The sequence below is a fragment of the Bartonella sp. MR30HLJHH genome (assembly GCF_042194195.1).
Taxonomy (GTDB): Bacteria; Pseudomonadota; Alphaproteobacteria; order Rhizobiales; family Rhizobiaceae; genus Bartonella; species Bartonella grahamii.
The window spans coordinates 13436-32863 of the sequence record NZ_JBHIMO010000012.1 but is presented as its reverse complement, the minus strand read 5'-3'; the positions used below and the strand labels follow the sequence as shown (position 1 = coordinate 32863).

Here is a 19428-nt window from a genome sequence, read left to right as displayed (position 1 = left end):
CGTAAATAAAAGATTTACCCCTATAAGCAAGTTGTAACAATTGTGGCCGCAGCCTTAAATTCAACTTTTTTATGAGCACGACGCACCATTGTTTCTTTATCTATTCCCCATTGTTCCATCATCCAATCTTCATCTAAATGGGCAACAGACCAAGCATGGTCAGCATCAATGTTTCCCCCAGCAACAGCAAAAGCAATAAGAGCAGATCCCGTTAAGGTTGTCATCATATGAAGAGCAGCAAGCATATAAGGAGACTCAACGCTACGTAAATAATGACTCACAGCTTGAAGTGCTTCTGGTGATTGCTCCACATGCATCAGTCCTTCTGTCAAATAAAACCTTGAACCCAGTTTTTTTTCTGCCCAATCTAATAAAGGATCCCATTGTTCAGATTGTTTTTGCACCAGCTCTTTAGGTGTCTGTGCACGATAAAAGATCATATCACACGCAACGAAACGCAATAAATCTTCAAAAACAACCTGCATATCATCAGCAATACCATCAATAACAGTATTAACCAAACGCGTCATCGGCATTTTTGCAGGATCAACAACGTGCTTTTGGCTCTCAAATTCCTGAGCAACGTATTCAGCAAACACTTCTGTTGGCACATGAAAATGACGCCTTGCGGGCGTTTTAACGGGACGTTCATCTAATAAGATAGTAAAACGCCCTTCCTCACAAGCAATCTTCACTTGTTTATAAAATCGTTTTGCTAGCGGCTGACATGAAAGATTTTGAATCTTTTGAACAGAACTCTTTTTATTTTTATTCAATGGCATATCAAAATGATCCAAAATCTCACGCATCTTTGTTTACCTCTGATCTTTTCAAGAAAGCGAATGTTTTATGTACCTTAATAAAATTTAATCCGACCTTCCCATGCCTCAAAGAAGGAAAAAGATCTTGCCAATCCCAATCTGATTTAAGAGTTATATTTCATGTTTCTTTTACAAACAAGACAATGGTAATATCTTTCATATATTCAATACAATCATGGCTATAGAATAATTTTTAAAATATTATCTTAATTAAAAAGCTAAGTATATTGAATTTGATAGTAAAGGTAATCATGCTTTACCATTTTGCTTATTATCCACCTACAATAATGTTATCGATACGGACAGCTTCAAAAACAATTTTTACAAAAGATTAAAACAAAAAAGCTCATCATCAAAAAATGATAGAGCGGTGTGCTTTATGTATCATTCACCTTCGCTTAACCATTCTAATCATTCGTCTAACATATCCAATAAATATCCCCTGCGTAGAATTTTTCCTGCTCAATTACTCTCCTAAACGACGATGTTTTATGGCATAATAGGATAATGATAAGACCCAATTATATCACAATTTTCTTTCACATATACATATATTTTGTAAAACACTAAATTATTTAACTTATTTTGCTTAATATACTTCACATATTGCACTATTTTAAATCTATTCTTATACTTAAAAAGTATAGAAGTCATACAATCTGAAAATAATACTTTTATCTATACACTTATCCCTGCAGATACTAACTGCACAGCTGCAGCACAATAGTGGCTTGACAATCACAATAAAAATATTTCTTCCGCTGATTTAGAATCACGTATTATCTTATACGCAACTCTTGAAAGAGCCTTTGAGGAACTCGCTCAGAAAAAGGATAGATATCTCTTAAGCTGTGCTGCTTACCCTGATTTGCATACACTCATATTTACCCGTTTAAGTGATATGCAATTATTTGACAGCTTTATCATGCCTACTCACTCTATGGTTTTAGCTAAACGCAATAACATTGATGAAATTAAAACCGTAGCGACTCATCCTGCCCCGCAATCTCTGGTAGCTCATCAATATGACAAAGTATTTGCCAACAGCAATGCTGATGCAGCCGTTCTTTGTAAGGCTGAAAAAGCCGATGCTTGTATCACAACATCGGTTGCGGCAAATCGCTATAGGCTGAGTATTGTCGAAAACTTTGGACAAGTGCCAATGGCCTTTTTGCTCCACTCACTAAAGTCAACTAATCATGAAAAAATCTGAAGCGCTTCTTTCCATTGTTAACTTGGTTGACAAATTCCGTATGCGCCAAGAACGAGATGGGAGCATTAAGGAACCAACCTTCGGTAGATAGTAATATGATCAATGAATTGATTACTCTGCTGAACCACCATGCCAATATTCTTGACGGATTATCTCCAAAACTTTTAGCGACCATTTCTGATGATCTTCATCAGTGGATGATCAGCGGTTTAACGACCCCTCCTAAATTTGATAACACTTTGGCTGCTTTCAAAGCCCCATTACCAGATGCTCCCTTGTTTTTCTTGGCTCCAATGCGTGCAACAAATGGACCTGATCCAGAAGGATTCCGGCTGGAATTAGTTACAGGATATCGTCATGAAACGGACTATCTTGCCAACGTAAAATATACAAAGAATTATGTATTACATTTTCAATGTATAAAAACGCGAATAGCATCAAAGGGTTGTTTAGAAGGCAATTGCATTGTTCTATTCCCAGAATCTGGGGTGACTGCTAAGAAAATTGATAAGCAGGCATTTGCTTTGTTTTTTTCAGTAAATTCTTCGATATTTACAATGAGCAAACAATTGTGGAAGCTGAATGTTTGCTTGATAGAGATAGTAAATTCTCGTTCTATCAATTGCATAGTTGTAACTTATCTAAAGAGGATATTTATGATGTTCGCTGTTTATGAGGCTATTATCATGACTATGCACATCATACTGGACCGCGGCCATTGGATAAAAATCTGTATATAAAATTAAATTGGTTCACAGGTCTTCTAGAAGAAACTAAAGTTGATTTAATTACAGTGCGTATTATGCTACAAAATCATCCAAAATTTTGGAAAGAAATAACTGAGTTTATCCTATTAGAACGCATATTCCGTTATCCAAAAGATTCTGATCAGCATATGACATTCGATGCTGGTACAGGGATCTTGCTTTTTGAAATGTTGACGCGGAACAAAGCATTGATTGAAACAAATCAAGGTTATCTTCAATTTGATTTGGAGCGTCTTGAAAAAGTAATAATATTGATGATAGCAGATATAGAAGCACTTGAAACATTAGATGATGACGCTTATTTGGCAGGAGCTAAGGATTATATCCAAAATAATCTTGGTAAGCCGCAAACTTCACAGTCACGATTTAATTTTTCAACATCATATTATGCACAGCGAGTGATTAGAGGATTAAATCATTGAGTTTTATAAAAGGACGGTTACTATTATTTACTTTTGCCATTCTAGCATTGTTTTCCATAAGTTGGTTATTATCTAAGAATTTGGTTAGCAATATACCCGTCATGCATGCAGTTGGACTTAGGTTGTTTGCCACCGCTGCCACCTTATGGCTGATTGCAGTATTTCGTGAGAAATCTGTTTTCAGATCTCTACCATTGCTTTCCATGATACCTTCTTTTTTAATTCTATCAGTGTTAGGATTCTCGTTATATTTTGTATGCAGCTTTGGTGCATTAAAATCGCTCAAAGCCAGTGATTTAACTATGGCTCTCGCTACTATTCCAGGTATTACCTACATATTGGGTGCACTGACGAATAGCCTTACGTTCTCATGGTTAAAACTTATCGGTATGATAATTGTCAGTGTAGCAGCTATAGCATTTAATATAAACAGTGCAGAGGGTGGATATTACAGCCTAATAGGAATAGCTCTTGCCTTAACAACAGCACTTTCTTACTCTGCTTATGGCTTATTGTCTAAACGTTATCTTGAAAATCTACCTTTGCTCACCTCACTGGCTTGGATCACGACAATTTCTGCAGCATCATTTATGCCATTATTTATTTTTGATCCTGCCCCACTCTTATATCTTAAGTTAGAAGATATATTTAAAATATTGATTTTAGGAACTGTTTGCTCGGCACCAGTTTACGTATTACACTAAAAAGTTTTAGCCGAAGGAGGCGTATTATACGTCAATACTATCGGCGTATTATCTCCTTTTGCAGTGGTTGCATGTGAATGGATAATCGGCTCTAGCACTTCTCTCAATATTATCAAAATAATTGCTATGATTGTAGTTTTTATAGGGATGACACTCTTATTTATAGATGCATCAAAGGTATCTACATGGCAACATAAACGCCATTCTCAAAACTCCAAATTTAATGAGGAAACAAAATGAAAAAACTCGCGTTAGTTTGCCAGCGCAATGCAAAATTACCATTTATATTTGAAGCAGCACAAGCAGCTAATATCGAATTAGTAATGATTTATGATACCGCTGAAAGCGCTCCCACTCAACACCCCGCAGCAGTCACTTCAACTTGGCAACTTCCTGTTTTTGATAACCCAGAGGCAGCTCTAGACACTTTTGCAACGGGAGCAAAAGAACGCAATATTTCTGGAATTATGACCCTTCGCGAAGAAGCCATCCTATGGACAGCTTTGGCTGCAAAAAAAATCAATACTCCAAGTATTGAACCAGAAGTAGCAGCATTAACCAGAAATAAATATCTCATGCGTCAAGCTTTTGCTAAAGCAGGCTTAAGAACACCAGGATTCTTTTATATAGATAATCCAGAAGACCTATCACAAACACAAGCCTTGGATTATCCACTCGTTATTAAACCTGTCTCTGGATGGGCAAGTACAGGCGTAATGTTAGCTAAAAATTCCGCCGAACTTCCTGATCTCATTAAAGCCGTATGGAATGTTCAGCATAAAGACATGGCACGTTTTAATGATAAAAATAAACCTGTAGGTTTAGTCGTAGAACAGTATTTTCCAGGAAAAGAGTTTGTCGTAGAATGCTTTGTTGATACAGCAGGTGTACATGTTCTGGCCGTTGGAGACAAGGGACAGCCTGAGGGATCATGGTTTGAAGAAATAATTTATCGTCAACGCTGTGATATAGATGATCCTTTAATTATTGCTTTATGTGAGACTGCATGCTCTGGAGTTAAAGCTCTTGGTATAAATATGGGTGCTGCCTATGTAGAGCTACGCTTAGATGCGAATAATTTACCTTATATCATTGAGATAGGCGCTCGTATAGGTGGATCGGGTGTCTCCCATTTTATTGTTGAGAAAGGTACAGGGATTTCATTTGCAAAACTATGTATGAATGCCGCTTTAGCTGAACAAAACTTAGACCTTCCCGATATACTCCCAGCTGAAAAAGTGGCTGCAAATTACATTATTCCTCTTCGTGGTCATGGACGGTTTTCTGGATTTTTAGGTCTAGATAAGGTTGCACAGCATCCTCAAACCGCCAGAACTATCATTTTCTTTGAAACCAATCACATTTCACCACCTCCACCAGAATTTGGTGGATATCCTGGTTTTATTTTCTCTGTTCATAACTCAAACGAAGAAGCACGCAATTACCATAAATGGCTCGATGACACCTTAAGCATCATATTGAAACACCATGTTTATCAATAGTCCGATAAAGATATTTTTACTGACCCTGAACTTTGATATAAATCTTATCGATACAAACGAAATTACAATGCGCTTTCCTAAAATTTCGCAAACGCTTTTTTCATATTTCAAAAACCAAGAATTGAGGAAGATATGTTCTACTTTTACACCCCATTTTAATAAAAGCTCTTCAATATTTCTATATTTGAAACAATCATGAAAACTTATAAACGACTTTTTTGATACGATCAATCTCTTCTCACCATATCTCAAAGAAGAAAAGAAAGATCTTACCGCCCCCACTCTAATTTAAAAGTTATATTTCATATCTATTTCACAAATAAGACATGATCTTGTTCATATATTCAATACAGCTATTAGAGCAATTTTTTTAAAGGATTTGTCCTTAGAAGAACGGAAGATGTTGAATTTGATTGTAAAAGTGTTCACGTTTTACTACTTTTCTCATTATCCACCTACAATAATGCGATTGATACGAACAGCTTCAAAAACGCTTTTTACAAAATTTTAAAGCAGAAAAATGTGCATCATCCACGAAACGATAGAGTTCTATATTTTACATATCCCCTCCTCTGCTTAACAGCAAAAGCTCTTAATCAGCAACCAATATCTCCCTGCCTTTCATGATTGATATCAGCTACCTCAAATAACAGTACTTTACAGCATGATAGGATAATAATAATAATATTTTAAGAAGCTGATGACGAATATATCTCCAATATTTATAGCCCAAATAACACAAATAGATTTACAGTCTCATTGTAAATTTTTTTGAAGCATTTAAGCACCCCTATCAACCAGATAAAAAACAAATCAACGTGATCCTTTTATACTTATTAAAACACATGATGCCATTATTAAAAGAAGTGACTAAAATTCTGCACCATCAATGGTTTTAATCCCGACAATAAAACAAAACTTTAAAAATCATATTTATTATTTTTAAAACGATTTATTAAAAATGATAGCGCAAACCACCAGAAAAATGAATTCCAGAAAAACCAGCCTTGGTTAACCTATGCTGATAGCTAAGATCACTGTGAAGTGTAACTTTAGAAGAAAACTGCGCATTAATACCCAGACCTGTTTCTAAAGAAGAACCAAAAGACCCCAACTGGAAAACATCTTTAAAATGAACAAATTGTTTTTTACCAAAACGATTAGAAAGATGAATATTACCATAAAAACAAATGATACGATCCTTTTCAGATGCTGAAAATGTTTTATTTAAACGCCCCCCAATACGCACCAACCATTGACCTATTTTTTTCATCTCAACATCAAATCCATCAATATCACGAAACTTATCAAATTGAAGATGTTGATAAATAAGCTGGAGTTGCGGATCAAAAATAAGATCTTCATATCCTGTCATAAACACTTTACCAGCAGAAAACGAAACGTTCAAAGGATTTGCTTTTAATGTAGCCGTTTTACCCCAAGCATGGGTAAGTACATCCCCTTTAAACAAACCATAAGATAAAAGACCATCTACATAAAAACCAGTGTTGTGTTTCACACTACCGTATGTCGTAAATGACCATTTATTAAACGTACTCTTTTGGCTTTGTTCCACGTTACGAGGTTGTAAGGAAAGCTTTCCATAGGTTCCCATAATTCCAAAAGATGTCGTACTATATGCGCTCTCTATTGTTTTGAGCAAAATGTCTGTTTTTATAGCGTTATAATCAACATTACCATCGTACCCATATTTAAGTGTAGAAAGATCTGAGACATAACGATAACTCCCACCATAACCGTGGACAGATAAAGCAAAATTCCCTTCACCTTTTAATAATTTGCGAGGAATAGACTGCGTAACTTGCAATTCCTTTTGTTGATTACTGATATCCATGATTCCAATATGAAACAAAGCATTTGGTAACAAAAGATAGGTTGGAACTTGTGGAACAACTTCTCTGACCTTTAACTCAGAATGAGGGATAACAGACACTCCCAAAGAAGGCTGAATATACTTACTTTCAAGGCGAAAATCCCAAAAATCTCCATTTCCTTCAACCAATCTTTGAGAAATTTGTGCATTTCCAAGCGTAGAATTTGGACCATAAGCATGAAGATAATATTGATAAGGCACCCCCTCTAATGCAATATAAGCACGATTTAACTGAAAAGAATCTTCTGCCGCTTTTCCAGAAACCTGAATAAGTGAAATACTATGAGCATTTTCACCGGTTGCTATCTCCCCCTGATTTCCTGCAACAAATTGCACATAAACTGTCGTTTTTCCAGAAACATCGCCATGTATCAAAAGCCGATCAGTCTTTTTATTATCGAGCAAACCCTCACTACTGAAATGTGTATTGAGATAAATATCTGCCCTATCTTGCGCACTATAAACTTCTTTTTCTCCCTTCCCAATATGAAGTGTCTGATACTCCTGAAACATTGGAGTTTCAAAAGCAATAAAACTATCAGAAACTTTCACAAATGAAATAAACGAACTTGTACGGTTTGCAACTTGCGAATCTATCTCTCTTCTTTTTGTCAAAAACCATTTTGATCCCCCTGTCAAATAAAGCTCAGCAATAGAATCATCGGCAACACGAGTCCCTCCTATCAATGAAGAAGAATCAGCCAAAATCGCTACAGCCCCCCCCTTTTCAGCTGTTAATAATAAGTCACCAAAAATTTTTGTACCTTCTGTTATTCCAATATAACTACGACTGTTATTATTATGAACAGCTGTCCCATCTGGAACCTCAAAAATCGTCCTTTTCAAAAAGACAAACCCCTGTTCATACGCATCATTCCCCCCATCCCTCTTAAAATACATACCATGTTTGTTACCTATTGCTTTAATTGTTGAATCTTCAATATTAACCCACGAAATTAAAATATTTCCTTCCCTGCCATTATTGGACAGTGTATTAGAATCTTGTCCAACTGTTAAAACATGAACATCCGTAGAAATAATATTAGTATTTTTTAAATAAACAGAGCCCTGATGTTTTACATTGAAAACTGTATGTGCAATCTTTTTATTTGTATTTTCATTGTCTTCTGTTTTTTGATATTTTGAAGTAATGGTAACACCATCTAAAGTCGCACTCCCCCCTCTCCCCACATAAAGCGCAGCAGCATCATTCACATCAATAAATCCACTTTTCATCTGAATACCCGCATCAGCCCTAACGAAAAGAGCACTCTCTTGACCGATACCCAAACCTTCCACTTTAATTTTTGTATTCGTTAACGTAACAGATGCTCCTCGCTTCTCTGCATAAGCTGCAATCTGAGAAGCCTCAATTGTTCCACGATTAACCTCAATCATTCCACTATCAGCTTTAAGACCTATTGACACATTTTTAAAAGCTGAATCACTCAAAACAATTCTTCCCCCTCGTGATACAGAAACACCATAAATATCTTCTATACCCGCAGTAGCTTCAACTTCTACACGCATTGCCTGAATAACTGTATTTGGCTCCTGAACTACTATAGCAGCAGGCAATATGAGAGAACTCCCCTCCCCATTCTTTTCTTTAACAGGTACCGTGAACTTATATACTTTATCACTAATTGTATGCTTTACACCATCACTGCATTTATAAGGCAATTTATTTTCGTCACATAACAGTGATACAGATGAATGAGAATGCGCCTCAATATTTATATTTAACAAAAAAGAAAAAATAGCTGCTGTAAAAACATACAAATACAAGTGATTGTTAGATACCTTGGTGATCATTGTTTTTCAAAACTTTCTTTTTTTCAACAAAACAAAAAATGCTGGCAAAAAAATAAAACCACGAATTAAACACAATAAGAATAAAACAAACAAAATTATTTTATTTTTTTCTGATAAATTATAGCGTTTCATAATATGTTTTGTATTTTATGTAAAGAAGAACAAAAAGTTTAAAAATACCATTTAGGATAACAATCTTTTTAAAGAGTGCATCCTAAAAACCGCTGAGAACTGCAATACAAAATGCCAAAAAACTAATCTCAAAAAACGCGAAAAATGCGAATTTTGAAGAGATATAATTTTCAATTTATCTCACCACCGAAAAATAAAATGCAACAAAATAAGAACGATTTCAAGATTTAAAAGATCAAAACGTTTTAATAAAAATACGATATAATGAGATATAATATATGAAAGCTATAACAGCATCATTTCTTTAACTACAACAAAAAAATTATCATAAAATGAAAAGATCTTTATATCAAAATTACTTGCATAATACTTTAGATCTTTTGATAAAATCTAAAATACAGAAAAACACTCACCATCTTAAAATTAAAAAACACCAAAATAAAATTTCATCAAAATCAGTTTTATGAAAGCTATCTGCTTATTATCGTTAAAGCAGATATTTTAGCAAAGCTATTATTTACCATTCTTTATATTGAATAAATTTCTCTAAACAACAACTCACTATCCTCCGCTATCATCATCTGACAACGATGAATATAACTATATTGGAGAAAAAAGAGCCGTATTTCTCTCTTCTCCCGTTTAATATTTTCATTCAATTATTGCTTTTAAAATGAGCATTCTACTGTTGGTGATCACTTGTGCAAAGCTTTTTTTATTTACTAGCGTTTTTTATCATTCATCAAGACGTAACATCTTTTTCGTCGAATTGGTTACACCAAAAATATCATTATCTATAACCTGCTGATACCTTACTACCAATAAATTTGCTAAAAATGAATCGCTTCGCGGCGTTGATGAAAAATAGATTCCCTTTGAATCTTGTAATTTGTACCGATAACCTGCTTTAGTCATGCATTCATAAATTGCTACAAACTGACTTGCACACGAATCCATATTTTCAGGAAAAGCGTAGATCGGCTGCCTGCCACATTTGAACAGTACTTGTGAGATCGTAGATTTATTGACATTGGACTTTTCTCATAATGCCAAGATCGATTGGGGGAGATTTGCTAACACATCCAGCAGCGCTTAATAAAATTATAACACTCAATAATTTCAATATTTTTCATTTCCCTCCTTCAATATTTACGATAGAAAGGCTGAAAAGCTTGCTAGTATTTTTTCGCATGCAAGATGGCTAGTACATTAAAAAAGCAACCTCGCCCCCCCATGCGAGAAAAAGAACACGAGAATTATTGATTACAGAAACATCAACACCTAAGGTTGACATTCAGGTTGTTCTTTATGCTCTTTACAATGAGGACTATTCAAACGCCTCTCTACACTTCGCTGAGGAATAACTGCATCAGGCTGACAAATTGGAAGATGTTCATATTTCTCACACCACTTCACCCTTCCCAATTTATCTCGAAAACCTGCTTGGATCATACATGCATTCTCTGCCTCCTCAGCATTGAATTTCTCATCCATACTTGTTTCTGTATCAAGACGACCATCAAAATGCTGCACTCCGCATTCCAACAGAGCTTTTTTGATCTCAAGCTGATCTGCGCCGGGCTTTTCCCATGCATCTACGGCTGTTCGAGAAGGCTGCTCTTCGTAACATCCAGCCATAACAAATAAAGTTATCCCGCTTAATAATTTTAAAATATGCTTCATTTTCCTATCCTTGAGTAATTTTGATATTACGAAACAATCTATAAATTATTTTACATGCTATTTTTTTATTTCCAAAACAATGATGAATATTATCAACCTTTATTATTTTTACCTTTCCGAAGATTATACCATTATTGTTATATCAAAAATACGGTAAAATTATTACTAAAATCATATTCTATCAACGGCATACCTATAATTATTATCAATATTTTGATTACAACAAAAATAGATATTTTTATATTATTGCGCCTACAGTTGTAGTACCCATAAATAAATAGCATTGAAATGGTGAATTAAGTCCCCCCCCCGCGCACAGGCATGAGAAACATGAAGGTAGTGATTGTTGATCATCACCAGCAAAAATTAAGGCTGGCATTCAGGTGCGGTTTTATATTTTTTACAAAACGAGCTGTTCAAACGCTTCTTGACACTTCGTTGCAGGATAACAGCACTAGGACGACAAATAGCGAGGTTTTCATCTTTATTAAGTATAACACCAATATAGTCCTCCCCATTTGTAGTGGAATTTTGCTTGGATCATGCAAGAATCAATGGAAGCCTCTGCATTGAGGCTTAACTTTTTATTTTCTGGAAAGACATCATACGAGGTTGGCATGCCACATTCTAACAGTGCTTTTCCCTACCTCAGTAAAGTCTGCTCCAAGCTTCTCCCAAGCACTCAAAACTCCTAGTGGAGCTTGTCGATGTTATATCCAGCGACATTTAACAGAATGAAACCACTTAATAATTTTAAGATTTGTTTCATTTTTTTTCCATAAATAACCTAAACCTAAATTATCTAAAATCGAATAAATTGGCATAATATGAGGCGTTCCATAGTACCTTGCACACGTATAAGGCGCATGACTATAACAATTCTAGGATCATAGCCCGCCTAGCGCTCTCCCCTCCTTTCGCATGAGAATTGCTGGTGGAAATAATACATAAGGGAACTCCGATGGTACCTTATAAAAAGTAGGTGGATTGTGACCAAATCCTATACCAATGGGGTTAAGTAAATGATTTTGTAGGTAGATCAGATGAGAAACAATAATCATAGCATCTCCGTGTACATCCGTATCAATTTTGCCCATTGCCTCAAGGATAAAGGAAATCGTTGTGGTATGCGTTTCAGAGCTATTGGAAGATTTCTCGTGTAAAAAGCCACTTTCCGATGATTTTTTGCTGGTCGTAGTGTTCTTGAGCGCCTTTTATAATAATATTGAATAATTTTGCACCACAATACAGTTGCGGAGTGCATTTTGTCCTTCTCCACTTGTGATAAAAATTACTCCCGTATCAATATTATAAAAAATAAGTTTGATCCTTGCTCTTTTGCTCGCAATAACAATAAGAATCGTAAAACCGTCACACGTTCATTGTTCTCTTTAATTTACTCTTCTATGAAATTTTATTGTGATACCTTGCTGCTCTTTATTAGAAGTTTTTGCAAACACAATGATACAATGCCTCCAATGACTTTATTATCCACTATTTTCTACCAACGCCAATCCTCTTTGAGAAAAAATAATAGAAATAAAAAACTTCTCCCCTTTACCCCATAGCAACCAAAATACCCTTTTAAAGGACACAGAAGACTCCAACCATTCTTTTCAAGAGAATACATCAAGAACTTTATCTTCGCTTCTAAAAGCAACAGTAGTTTCTTAAACAACAAAATTTAAACAACCAATTTTTTAAAGAGCTTATAAAACAATAAAAACAATTCTTACAATAACTTATCTTGTAAAACAGAACTCCATTAATGCGTTTAGAAAAAGATATCTGCCTATAATCTTGTCTCTAGTAAAATCTATTTGCACTGTTAGGCATTTTAACATGAAAGACTTATATTGATTGCAGAGCTCACCATCAAAAAACGCCTAATATTTATATGATTTGGTCATTACCATAAGCAATGGCTCACAAAAACTCCCAAAGTAAAATAATAACGAGCAGATTTTCTTCAATCTAGATTATACTAATCTTTAGAGAATAACAATCAAACAACTCTTCTCCTGATAACATCAGCTATTTGTTTTGAGTTTAATCTCTATTCACATTTTATTGCAGTTTCTTTTGCTTAAAATTATAAAGTTTAAGTGCATAAAAACAAATAACAAGCCAAGCGATCCAACTAAAACCTATAATTAAAACTGGTCGTGTCTCATCAAAATACCATAAGAGAATAAAAATAAAAACCATAAATAAAATAGAAAAAATCGACCCTATTGGCCAAAATGGAATTGGAAAATTTAAACCATTCTGTGCTTCTTTAGGCATCTTAATTCGCATAAAAATTTGTGAAAGTAGAATCATCATCCACACAAAAACTGTCGCGAATGTTGCCATTGCAGCAATAAGAAAAAAAAGCTTTTCATGGTAAAAATAATTAAGGACAGCACCAAGAAGAAAAATACCGAAGATCATCAAAATAACAAAGATTGGTATACCATTTTTTGATAAATATTGAAACTTTTTTAAAGCATAACCTTCCTGCGATAAACCATGTATCATGCGACAAGCACCATACATTCCACTATTCATTGCAGAAATAGCCGCTGTAACAACAACAATATTTAAGATATTTGCCGCATATGAAATTCCAAGATTTTCAAAAATGGATACAAAAGGGCTGTCCATAAGACCAATCTCATTCCAAGGATAAAGTGACATTAAAATAGCTAACGTCATGATATAAAAAAGCAAAATACGAACTGGAGTAGAATTAATTGCCTTTGAAATTGTTTGATGAGGGTTTTGAACTTCCATGACTGCCATCCCAATGATTTCTATACCACCAAAAGCAAAGACAACAACACTAAAGCAAGCTAAAAAACCAAACCAACCATTAGGAAAAATACCACCATTCTTCCATAAATTATGAACAGTAACCGTAGAAAAAACTGCACTTTCACCCCAACCACAAAAAATAATTACTATTCCTAAAATAATCATTGCAATGATAGCAATAACTTTAATAGAAGACAGCCAAAACTCTAGTTCACCGTATACTTCTACGGCAGCTAAATTAATACCCGTGATAATTAACGTAATACTAAATGCCCATACCCAAGGAGCAACATCAGGATACCAAAAACCCATATAAGTCGCAAAAGCTGTAATATCAGCCAAACCAACAAGAATCATTTCAAATACATATGTCCATCCCGTTAAAAAACCTGCTAATGGCGATATGTAATTTGCTGCATAACGTGCAAAAGAACCAGGCAATGGATTATGAATAATCATCTCTCCTAAAGCCCGCATAACCATAAAAATAGCTAAACCAGCAATACAATAGGCAATCAAAACACTTGGACCCGCAAGCTTAATTGCCTGTGCAGACCCATAAAAAAGACCTGTTCCAATAGCAGAGCCAAGAGCTAAAAAAATAACTTGGCGCTTACTCATACCTCGTTTCAGTTCATTTCGTGCCATTACTTTCCTTCTTTATTGAAATGTTGACGAAAATCCACACCACAATAACAGCTTTATGATAAATAAAGCCTCATGTTTCTCTTTCGAAGATATACTTTAAAAGCATTAAACAATAGCCTTCCAGATGTTCTATCCTAGGCAATGAAAAAAATACTTTTATTGCGAATGATTCAGCTTTTTATAGCCTAAGTTTTGTATCGTTTTATTGAAATTACGTGATAATAAAATTTTTTATAATTGTCATTTAACTCATTTATATATTTTCTATTTTTCTGCAGAATATGTGGGGTTGAATGCAAGATAATATAAACATTTTTATTCATAAAGATAATTTATTGTTTTACATATTGAATTGGCTCCTCAATATCATAAGATTCTCTCTTTTCCAAACCTGTTCATATTGAAGCAATCAAAACTTTTCATTTACATATTATAAGCGAGATTGACGTGTGAATAAAAATACGTAAAGAAAGGAATAAAAATGCCTTTTAATAAACTGTCTCAAGTGTAAAAAGCTGTTACAACTCAGAAAATGGATTATCTTATAGTATCAAATCGTATCCTCGTAACATAAAAAATAATGATGCACTATTCATCTTATACTTTTCACGAGAGTTTTTAGGTTATACCATTCACGGATCAACCCTGAAATGTAAGTTTAAGTATTGAGGAATTTCTTGAAACAAACCCGTGCACGCAAAAAACAACACTGTTTTACATGAGAGGCATAAGCTTCCATTCATCATATGTGTTTTTCAAGGCTATAAATAAAAACCTTAAATTGATATCATCATATTCAAGAGAAACATGCGTTAAACTTTCTATTAGTACCGTATAAACCTTCTATACTTTTTAGTTTGTCACATCATCATAAATTGCATTCAACACCACGTGCACTCATTTTTAAAACCAATTGATATAGCTTAATCAATGATAAAGGAATCTCGCCATTCCTCAAAGGTGTGAGAAATTTTAGCCCCAGCCCATCTTTTAAAAACTCCAGCCGCTTTAAATACAAGCTTTCCAAGCAAAAGAGCAACTGCGGCAAATATCATCTTTTCAACCTTTGGTCCAACAAGAGAGCGACTATTATTTCCACTTCTTTGATCTGAAACATTCATGATAGCTCCTCTTGTTACCTGAACAAAAATATCTTTCTCCGGTACCCATATAGCAATAAAACCACCCTGTTGAGATCTTCCTCTCCAAAAATTCGCGTGAGCCTCCACAATTTGCGAAAAACAAACAATGATTGCCATTAAAATACATAATAGACGATTTTTAGACATTTATTTTCCCTTTCTCGTGATTTAAAAGTACAAAAATTATAAACTATCTTTTAAAAAGAGAAATACTCAATAGAAATATTAATTTTAGTGAGTAATAATAAATACAATACACTCATTCATAAACTTATCTAAACTAGTTTATATCAAAAGATAAGCGTATTAAAGAGATAATTGTGAATAAACACAATACATAACAGCCAATAAATGGAAAAATATTTATTAATTATTATAAAGATATATTCATCATCTCTCCAATTTTTGTATAAAGAAATCTCATAATTAGGTCTCTCCTTCTCTTTTGAACTCAAAAATAAATATTATTTGGGTTCTAGTGAAGGAAAAATTGTTTCTGGTAAAATAGATAATAAGTGCCCTTCACGCACAAGTATATGTGCTTGATGAAGATCTGGAGCCAGATAGCGATCTTCCTTAAGAGAAGCAACATTTCTGCGTAAACATTCCATAACAGATTGCAAAAAAGCACTTGTTTTTAAAGGTGCACGATATTCAATTCCCTGTGCTGCAACAAGCGTTTCAATGCCAATAAGTGTAAAAAGATTTTCGCTCATTACCAATAACCGACGAGCTCCATGGCAAGCCATTGAAACATGATCTTCTTGATTAGCTGAAGTTGGTGTTGAATCAACGGAAGCAGGATGGGCCATTTGCTTATTTTCAGACATTAAAGCTGCTGCTGTTACTTCAGCAATCATAAAACCTGAATTAAGACCTGCATTATACGCTAAAAAAGCTGGAAGTCCATAAGAAACTGCTGGATCAACCATCAAAGCAATACGCCGTTGAGAAATAGATCCTATTTCACATAAAGCAAGAGCAATCTGATCAGCAGCAAACGCTACAGGCTCAGCATGAAAATTCCCACCTGATACAACTTCACCATTCCTTAAAATCAATGGATTATCTGTAACAGCATTTGCTTCAATAATCAGTGTTTTTGCTGCTGCTAGCAAAATATCAAAACATGCCCCCATGACCTGTGGCTGGCAACGTATACAATAAGGATCTTGTACACGCTCATCACCACGTAAATGTGCTGCACGAATTTCTGAATCCTCTACAAGCTTTTCTAATGTTTTCGATACAGCAATCTGCCCATAATGTCCTCGTAAAATATGGATATCAGGATGAAATGGCGCCGTTGATCCCATAATGGCATCTGTCGTCAAAGCTCCTGCCAGCAATCCACCACACAATGCCCGATAAGCTCGAAAAAGACCGGCAAGTGCAAGAGCTGTTGATGTTTGCGTCCCATTAATAAGAGCTAGACCTTCCTTTGCCTCTAAAATAATAGGAGACAATCCCGCTTTCTCTAATGCAACCGCTCCACTCATACGAATATTTTGAAAAAATGCTTCTCCTTCTCCCATCATAACAGCCGCCATGTGAGCAAGTGGAGCTAGATCACCTGAAGCACCAACAGACCCTTTTTCAGGAATGACAGGAATGACGCCCTTTGCAAGCATATTTTCCAGCAAATTTACCAATTCTAGACGAACTCCTGAAGCCCCTCTTCCTAAAGAGATAAGCTTTAAGCTCATTATCAAACGCACAATATTTTCAGCTAAAGGCTCTCCTACCCCACAACAATGGGACAAAATAAGATTTCTCTGTAAAACAGCGACATCGTCCGCATCAATTTTAATAGAAGCCAACTTCCCAAAACCAGTATTAATACCGTACACAGGCTCACTTCCAGCAGCAATTTCAGCAATGCGCTGAGCCCCTTTCTCGATAGCTAAATGCGTGTCATTATGAAGTTTACTCACTTCACCATTAAAATAAATAGCTTCAAGTTCACTAAGCGTCACCTCGCTCGGTTTTAGTATAATAGTCATAATTTACTTTCTTTTTTAATCAAAGTATAATGTTTAGCATTATTGATCCTCCTATAAAACAAAAAACTATAACGACTCTTTAAAACAAGAATGCTTTCTTAAAGGCATTCCTTACAATGGAGCCATTATCCAAAAGTAGAATAGTTGACGATAAATGAAAATGAAATATTGACAAGCACAACCAAGGTCATGGATTTCAAAAATAGATAACGCATTAATTTATAATCATAATCTAGCATTATTCATATTGAATGAGAAAGCCGAACATCTTAAGATTCTCCCATTCTAAATCCGTGTACGTTGAATCAGTCAAAACCATTCGCTTGCACGTCATAAGCGAGATTGGCGTATGGATAAGACTGTACAAAAAAGAACTAAAAACTCCTCTTATGAACCGTCTCAAAGGCTGTCGCAACATTGGGAGATGATAAAAAGTGTGTGATGGTGCAGGCTTAATTCTTGTGTATGAAGCGTAAAGGGAGGACTCAATGAATTTATCATATGGATATATCATTAAGCTATTCCTACTAAACTTATAAAAATCTTAGATAGATAGCTGCCACAATCTATCATGATTGCAAAAATTAAACTCTATAGAAAATTAAAAAACTTATTTACACATCACAACATAGAAGAAATTAAGCTTATTTACCACTTCTTTGCCACTTCTAAAATTGTATTTAAAGCGCCATATTGAAACCTGAAAAGCACATCTTCAATAAAACCACACAAGGCTCGAGCTAACCCGTTATTTAAAATAAAAATAAGATGTAATAAGGTATCAATTTGAATGCTGAAGAAGAAAAAACTCTCCCTCCTCAAAATCTGCCTTAATAATGCGTTAATCTCCTGAATACCGCCTACTCTGATGTGCTAAAAGAGCAAAAGTAATCATCGATATCAGATTATCCTGCATACATATAGAGCTCACTTCGATACAAAAGCTCCAAATTACCTTGCACTTCATATTTCTTTATCAATGCAACCAATTGCCGCAAATATTCTTCCCCATAGCAAGCAATAGCGCGTTGCGCTTGCGTTGAAGAGCGGCTCATTCCAATAAAAGCTTCAGATGGGATCATCATCATCCAATTGTGCGTATGGAAAAAAATCTTTTCTGGATCTACCCCAAAGCCATCACTCATTTCCTGTAAAAAATCAAAATTACGATAATACCGAGAATAGTTCGGACTCATTTTCTCTAACAATGTCTCATAAGCCTCTAGAAATTCACTATGCTTGAAATCACAATTATTTTGAATAACAGCCATGACACCATTGACTCGAAGTTGATCTGAAACAGAACAAAGCAACTTAGGACGATCCATCCACTGAAACGCTTGCGCTGCAATGACAAAATCGACCTCACCAATTTGAGGCAATAGATCTTCGGCACGGCCCTGATACCACTGCACCGTAGGAAATTTTCTTCGCCCCTTCTTAATCATATCTGCCGATACATCGATAGCATGATATTGGTGCTCATTTCCTAAAAATTTAACAATTCCCTCTAATGCGATACCTGTCCCAGCCCCCACATCCACAATGGACAAATGCTTTTTGTTCTTAAAAGGATGGAGCATGGTTTTAAATAAAGTGAGAGGATAGCGAGGACGATAACAATCATAATCATTAGCCAATCCATCAAACTTTTCACTTTGCCGTTGAACACTTTCTATCACAGGATTTTCCCCTCTTTCACAATTACTACCATACATAATTAAAAAACCCTTTTTTATCCGATGTACTAAGAATAACTTCTAAAGGAGGGAAAATAAGAACTGCCCTACCTTCTATCTTTCCATAAGATTGATGCTTAAATTTTTCCCGTTTCCAATTATTATCTGCACGTTGTGAACCACAAAAAATACTACAAAAATATATAA

13 protein-coding genes and 1 pseudogene are annotated in these 19428 nt (G+C 35.0%); 5 read left to right on the top strand and 9 right to left on the bottom strand.

Translation table 11 applies throughout. From position 1 onward, the window contains the following. Positions 1–20: 20 nt before the first annotated feature. Positions 21–809 (bottom strand): ATP12 family chaperone protein, encoded by a 789-nt coding sequence (locus ACFIKR_RS07095; protein WP_375659366.1) that lies wholly within the window; start codon positions 807–809, stop codon positions 21–23. A gap of 880 nt (positions 810–1689) precedes the next feature. Between ACFIKR_RS07095 and ACFIKR_RS07090 the strand changes: the two genes are divergently transcribed. The 5 genes from ACFIKR_RS07090 to ACFIKR_RS07070 all read left to right on the top strand — a co-directional run bounded on the left by ACFIKR_RS07090 (position 1690) and on the right by ACFIKR_RS07070 (position 5429). After that, positions 1690–2034: a prephenate dehydratase domain-containing protein gene (locus ACFIKR_RS07090; RefSeq protein WP_375659365.1), complete on the top strand. Its 345-nt coding sequence runs from the start codon at positions 1690–1692 to the stop codon at positions 2032–2034. A gap of 95 nt (positions 2035–2129) precedes the next feature. Beyond that, positions 2130–2774 carry a hypothetical protein gene (locus ACFIKR_RS07085; protein ID WP_375659364.1) on the top strand — a complete coding sequence of 215 codons (645 nt, stop codon included), beginning with the start codon at positions 2130–2132 and terminating at the stop codon, positions 2772–2774. Next, positions 2753–3223, top strand: a complete 471-nt coding sequence (locus tag ACFIKR_RS07080) for a hypothetical protein (RefSeq protein ID WP_375659363.1) — start codon at positions 2753–2755, stop codon at positions 3221–3223. Before ACFIKR_RS07085 ends, ACFIKR_RS07080 begins: the two co-directional genes overlap by 22 nt. Further along, positions 3220–3927, top strand: coding sequence for a DMT family transporter (locus ACFIKR_RS07075; protein ID WP_375659362.1), 708 nt, complete (start codon positions 3220–3222; stop codon positions 3925–3927). The genes ACFIKR_RS07080 and ACFIKR_RS07075 overlap by 4 nt, the downstream gene beginning before the upstream one ends. Before the next feature lie 236 nt (positions 3928–4163). Continuing rightward, positions 4164–5429: an acetyl-CoA carboxylase biotin carboxylase subunit family protein gene (locus ACFIKR_RS07070; RefSeq protein WP_375659361.1), complete on the top strand. Its 1266-nt coding sequence runs from the start codon at positions 4164–4166 to the stop codon at positions 5427–5429. Between the two features lie 955 nt (positions 5430–6384). Here ACFIKR_RS07070 and ACFIKR_RS07065 read toward each other — a convergent pair. The 8 genes and pseudogenes from ACFIKR_RS07065 to ACFIKR_RS07030 form a co-directional block, all read right to left on the bottom strand. Further along, a complete protein-coding gene (locus ACFIKR_RS07065; protein WP_375659360.1) occupies positions 6385–9138 on the bottom strand; it encodes an autotransporter outer membrane beta-barrel domain-containing protein in 2754 nt (917 codons plus the stop codon). A gap of 867 nt (positions 9139–10005) precedes the next feature. Further along, positions 10006–10185 carry a hypothetical protein gene (locus tag ACFIKR_RS07060; RefSeq protein WP_375659359.1) on the bottom strand — a complete coding sequence of 60 codons (180 nt, stop codon included), beginning with the start codon at positions 10183–10185 and terminating at the stop codon, positions 10006–10008. A 366-nt stretch (positions 10186–10551) separates the two neighbouring features. Beyond that, the gene (locus ACFIKR_RS07055) at positions 10552–10953 is read right to left on the bottom strand and encodes a hypothetical protein (RefSeq protein ID WP_015856534.1); all 402 of its coding nucleotides are present in this window, start codon (positions 10951–10953) and stop codon (positions 10552–10554) included. A gap of 366 nt (positions 10954–11319) precedes the next feature. Beyond that, positions 11320–11722 (bottom strand): annotated as a pseudogene (locus tag ACFIKR_RS07050) (hypothetical protein). A 1298-nt stretch (positions 11723–13020) separates the two neighbouring features. Continuing rightward, the gene (locus tag ACFIKR_RS07045) at positions 13021–14397 is read right to left on the bottom strand and encodes an amino acid permease (RefSeq protein WP_375659358.1); all 1377 of its coding nucleotides are present in this window, start codon (positions 14395–14397) and stop codon (positions 13021–13023) included. A 923-nt stretch (positions 14398–15320) separates the two neighbouring features. Continuing rightward, on the bottom strand, positions 15321–15686 hold the full coding sequence (locus ACFIKR_RS07040; protein ID WP_375659357.1) for a hypothetical protein: 366 nt from the start codon (positions 15684–15686) through the stop codon (positions 15321–15323). A 317-nt stretch (positions 15687–16003) separates the two neighbouring features. After that, positions 16004–17542, bottom strand: coding sequence for a histidine ammonia-lyase (gene hutH / locus ACFIKR_RS07035; protein WP_375659356.1), 1539 nt, complete (start codon positions 17540–17542; stop codon positions 16004–16006). 905 nt (positions 17543–18447) lie between these two features. Further along, complete coding sequence (locus ACFIKR_RS07030) at positions 18448–19260, bottom strand: class I SAM-dependent methyltransferase (RefSeq protein ID WP_375659355.1); 813 nt, start codon at positions 19258–19260, stop codon at positions 18448–18450. Between the last annotated feature and the right edge of the window lie 168 nt (positions 19261–19428).

Excerpts from the sequence above, each read along its gene's own strand:
- ACFIKR_RS07095 (WP_375659366.1), bottom strand. The coding sequence starts at position 809 with ATGCGTGAGATTTTGGATCATTTTGATATGCCATTGAATAAAAATAAA.
- ACFIKR_RS07085 (WP_375659364.1), top strand. The coding sequence starts at position 2,130 with ATGATCAATGAATTGATTACTCTGCTGAACCACCATGCCAATATTCTT.
- ACFIKR_RS07070 (WP_375659361.1), top strand. The coding sequence starts at position 4,164 with ATGAAAAAACTCGCGTTAGTTTGCCAGCGCAATGCAAAATTACCATTT.
- ACFIKR_RS07065 (WP_375659360.1), bottom strand. The coding sequence starts at position 9,138 with ATGATCACCAAGGTATCTAACAATCACTTGTATTTGTATGTTTTTACA.
- ACFIKR_RS07060 (WP_375659359.1), bottom strand. The coding sequence starts at position 10,185 with ATGACTAAAGCAGGTTATCGGTACAAATTACAAGATTCAAAGGGAATC.
- ACFIKR_RS07055 (WP_015856534.1), bottom strand. The coding sequence starts at position 10,953 with ATGAAGCATATTTTAAAATTATTAAGCGGGATAACTTTATTTGTTATG.
- ACFIKR_RS07045 (WP_375659358.1), bottom strand. The coding sequence starts at position 14,397 with ATGGCACGAAATGAACTGAAACGAGGTATGAGTAAGCGCCAAGTTATT.
- ACFIKR_RS07040 (WP_375659357.1), bottom strand. The coding sequence starts at position 15,686 with ATGTCTAAAAATCGTCTATTATGTATTTTAATGGCAATCATTGTTTGT.
- hutH (WP_375659356.1), bottom strand. The coding sequence starts at position 17,542 with ATGACTATTATACTAAAACCGAGCGAGGTGACGCTTAGTGAACTTGAA.
- ACFIKR_RS07030 (WP_375659355.1), bottom strand. The coding sequence starts at position 19,260 with ATGTATGGTAGTAATTGTGAAAGAGGGGAAAATCCTGTGATAGAAAGT.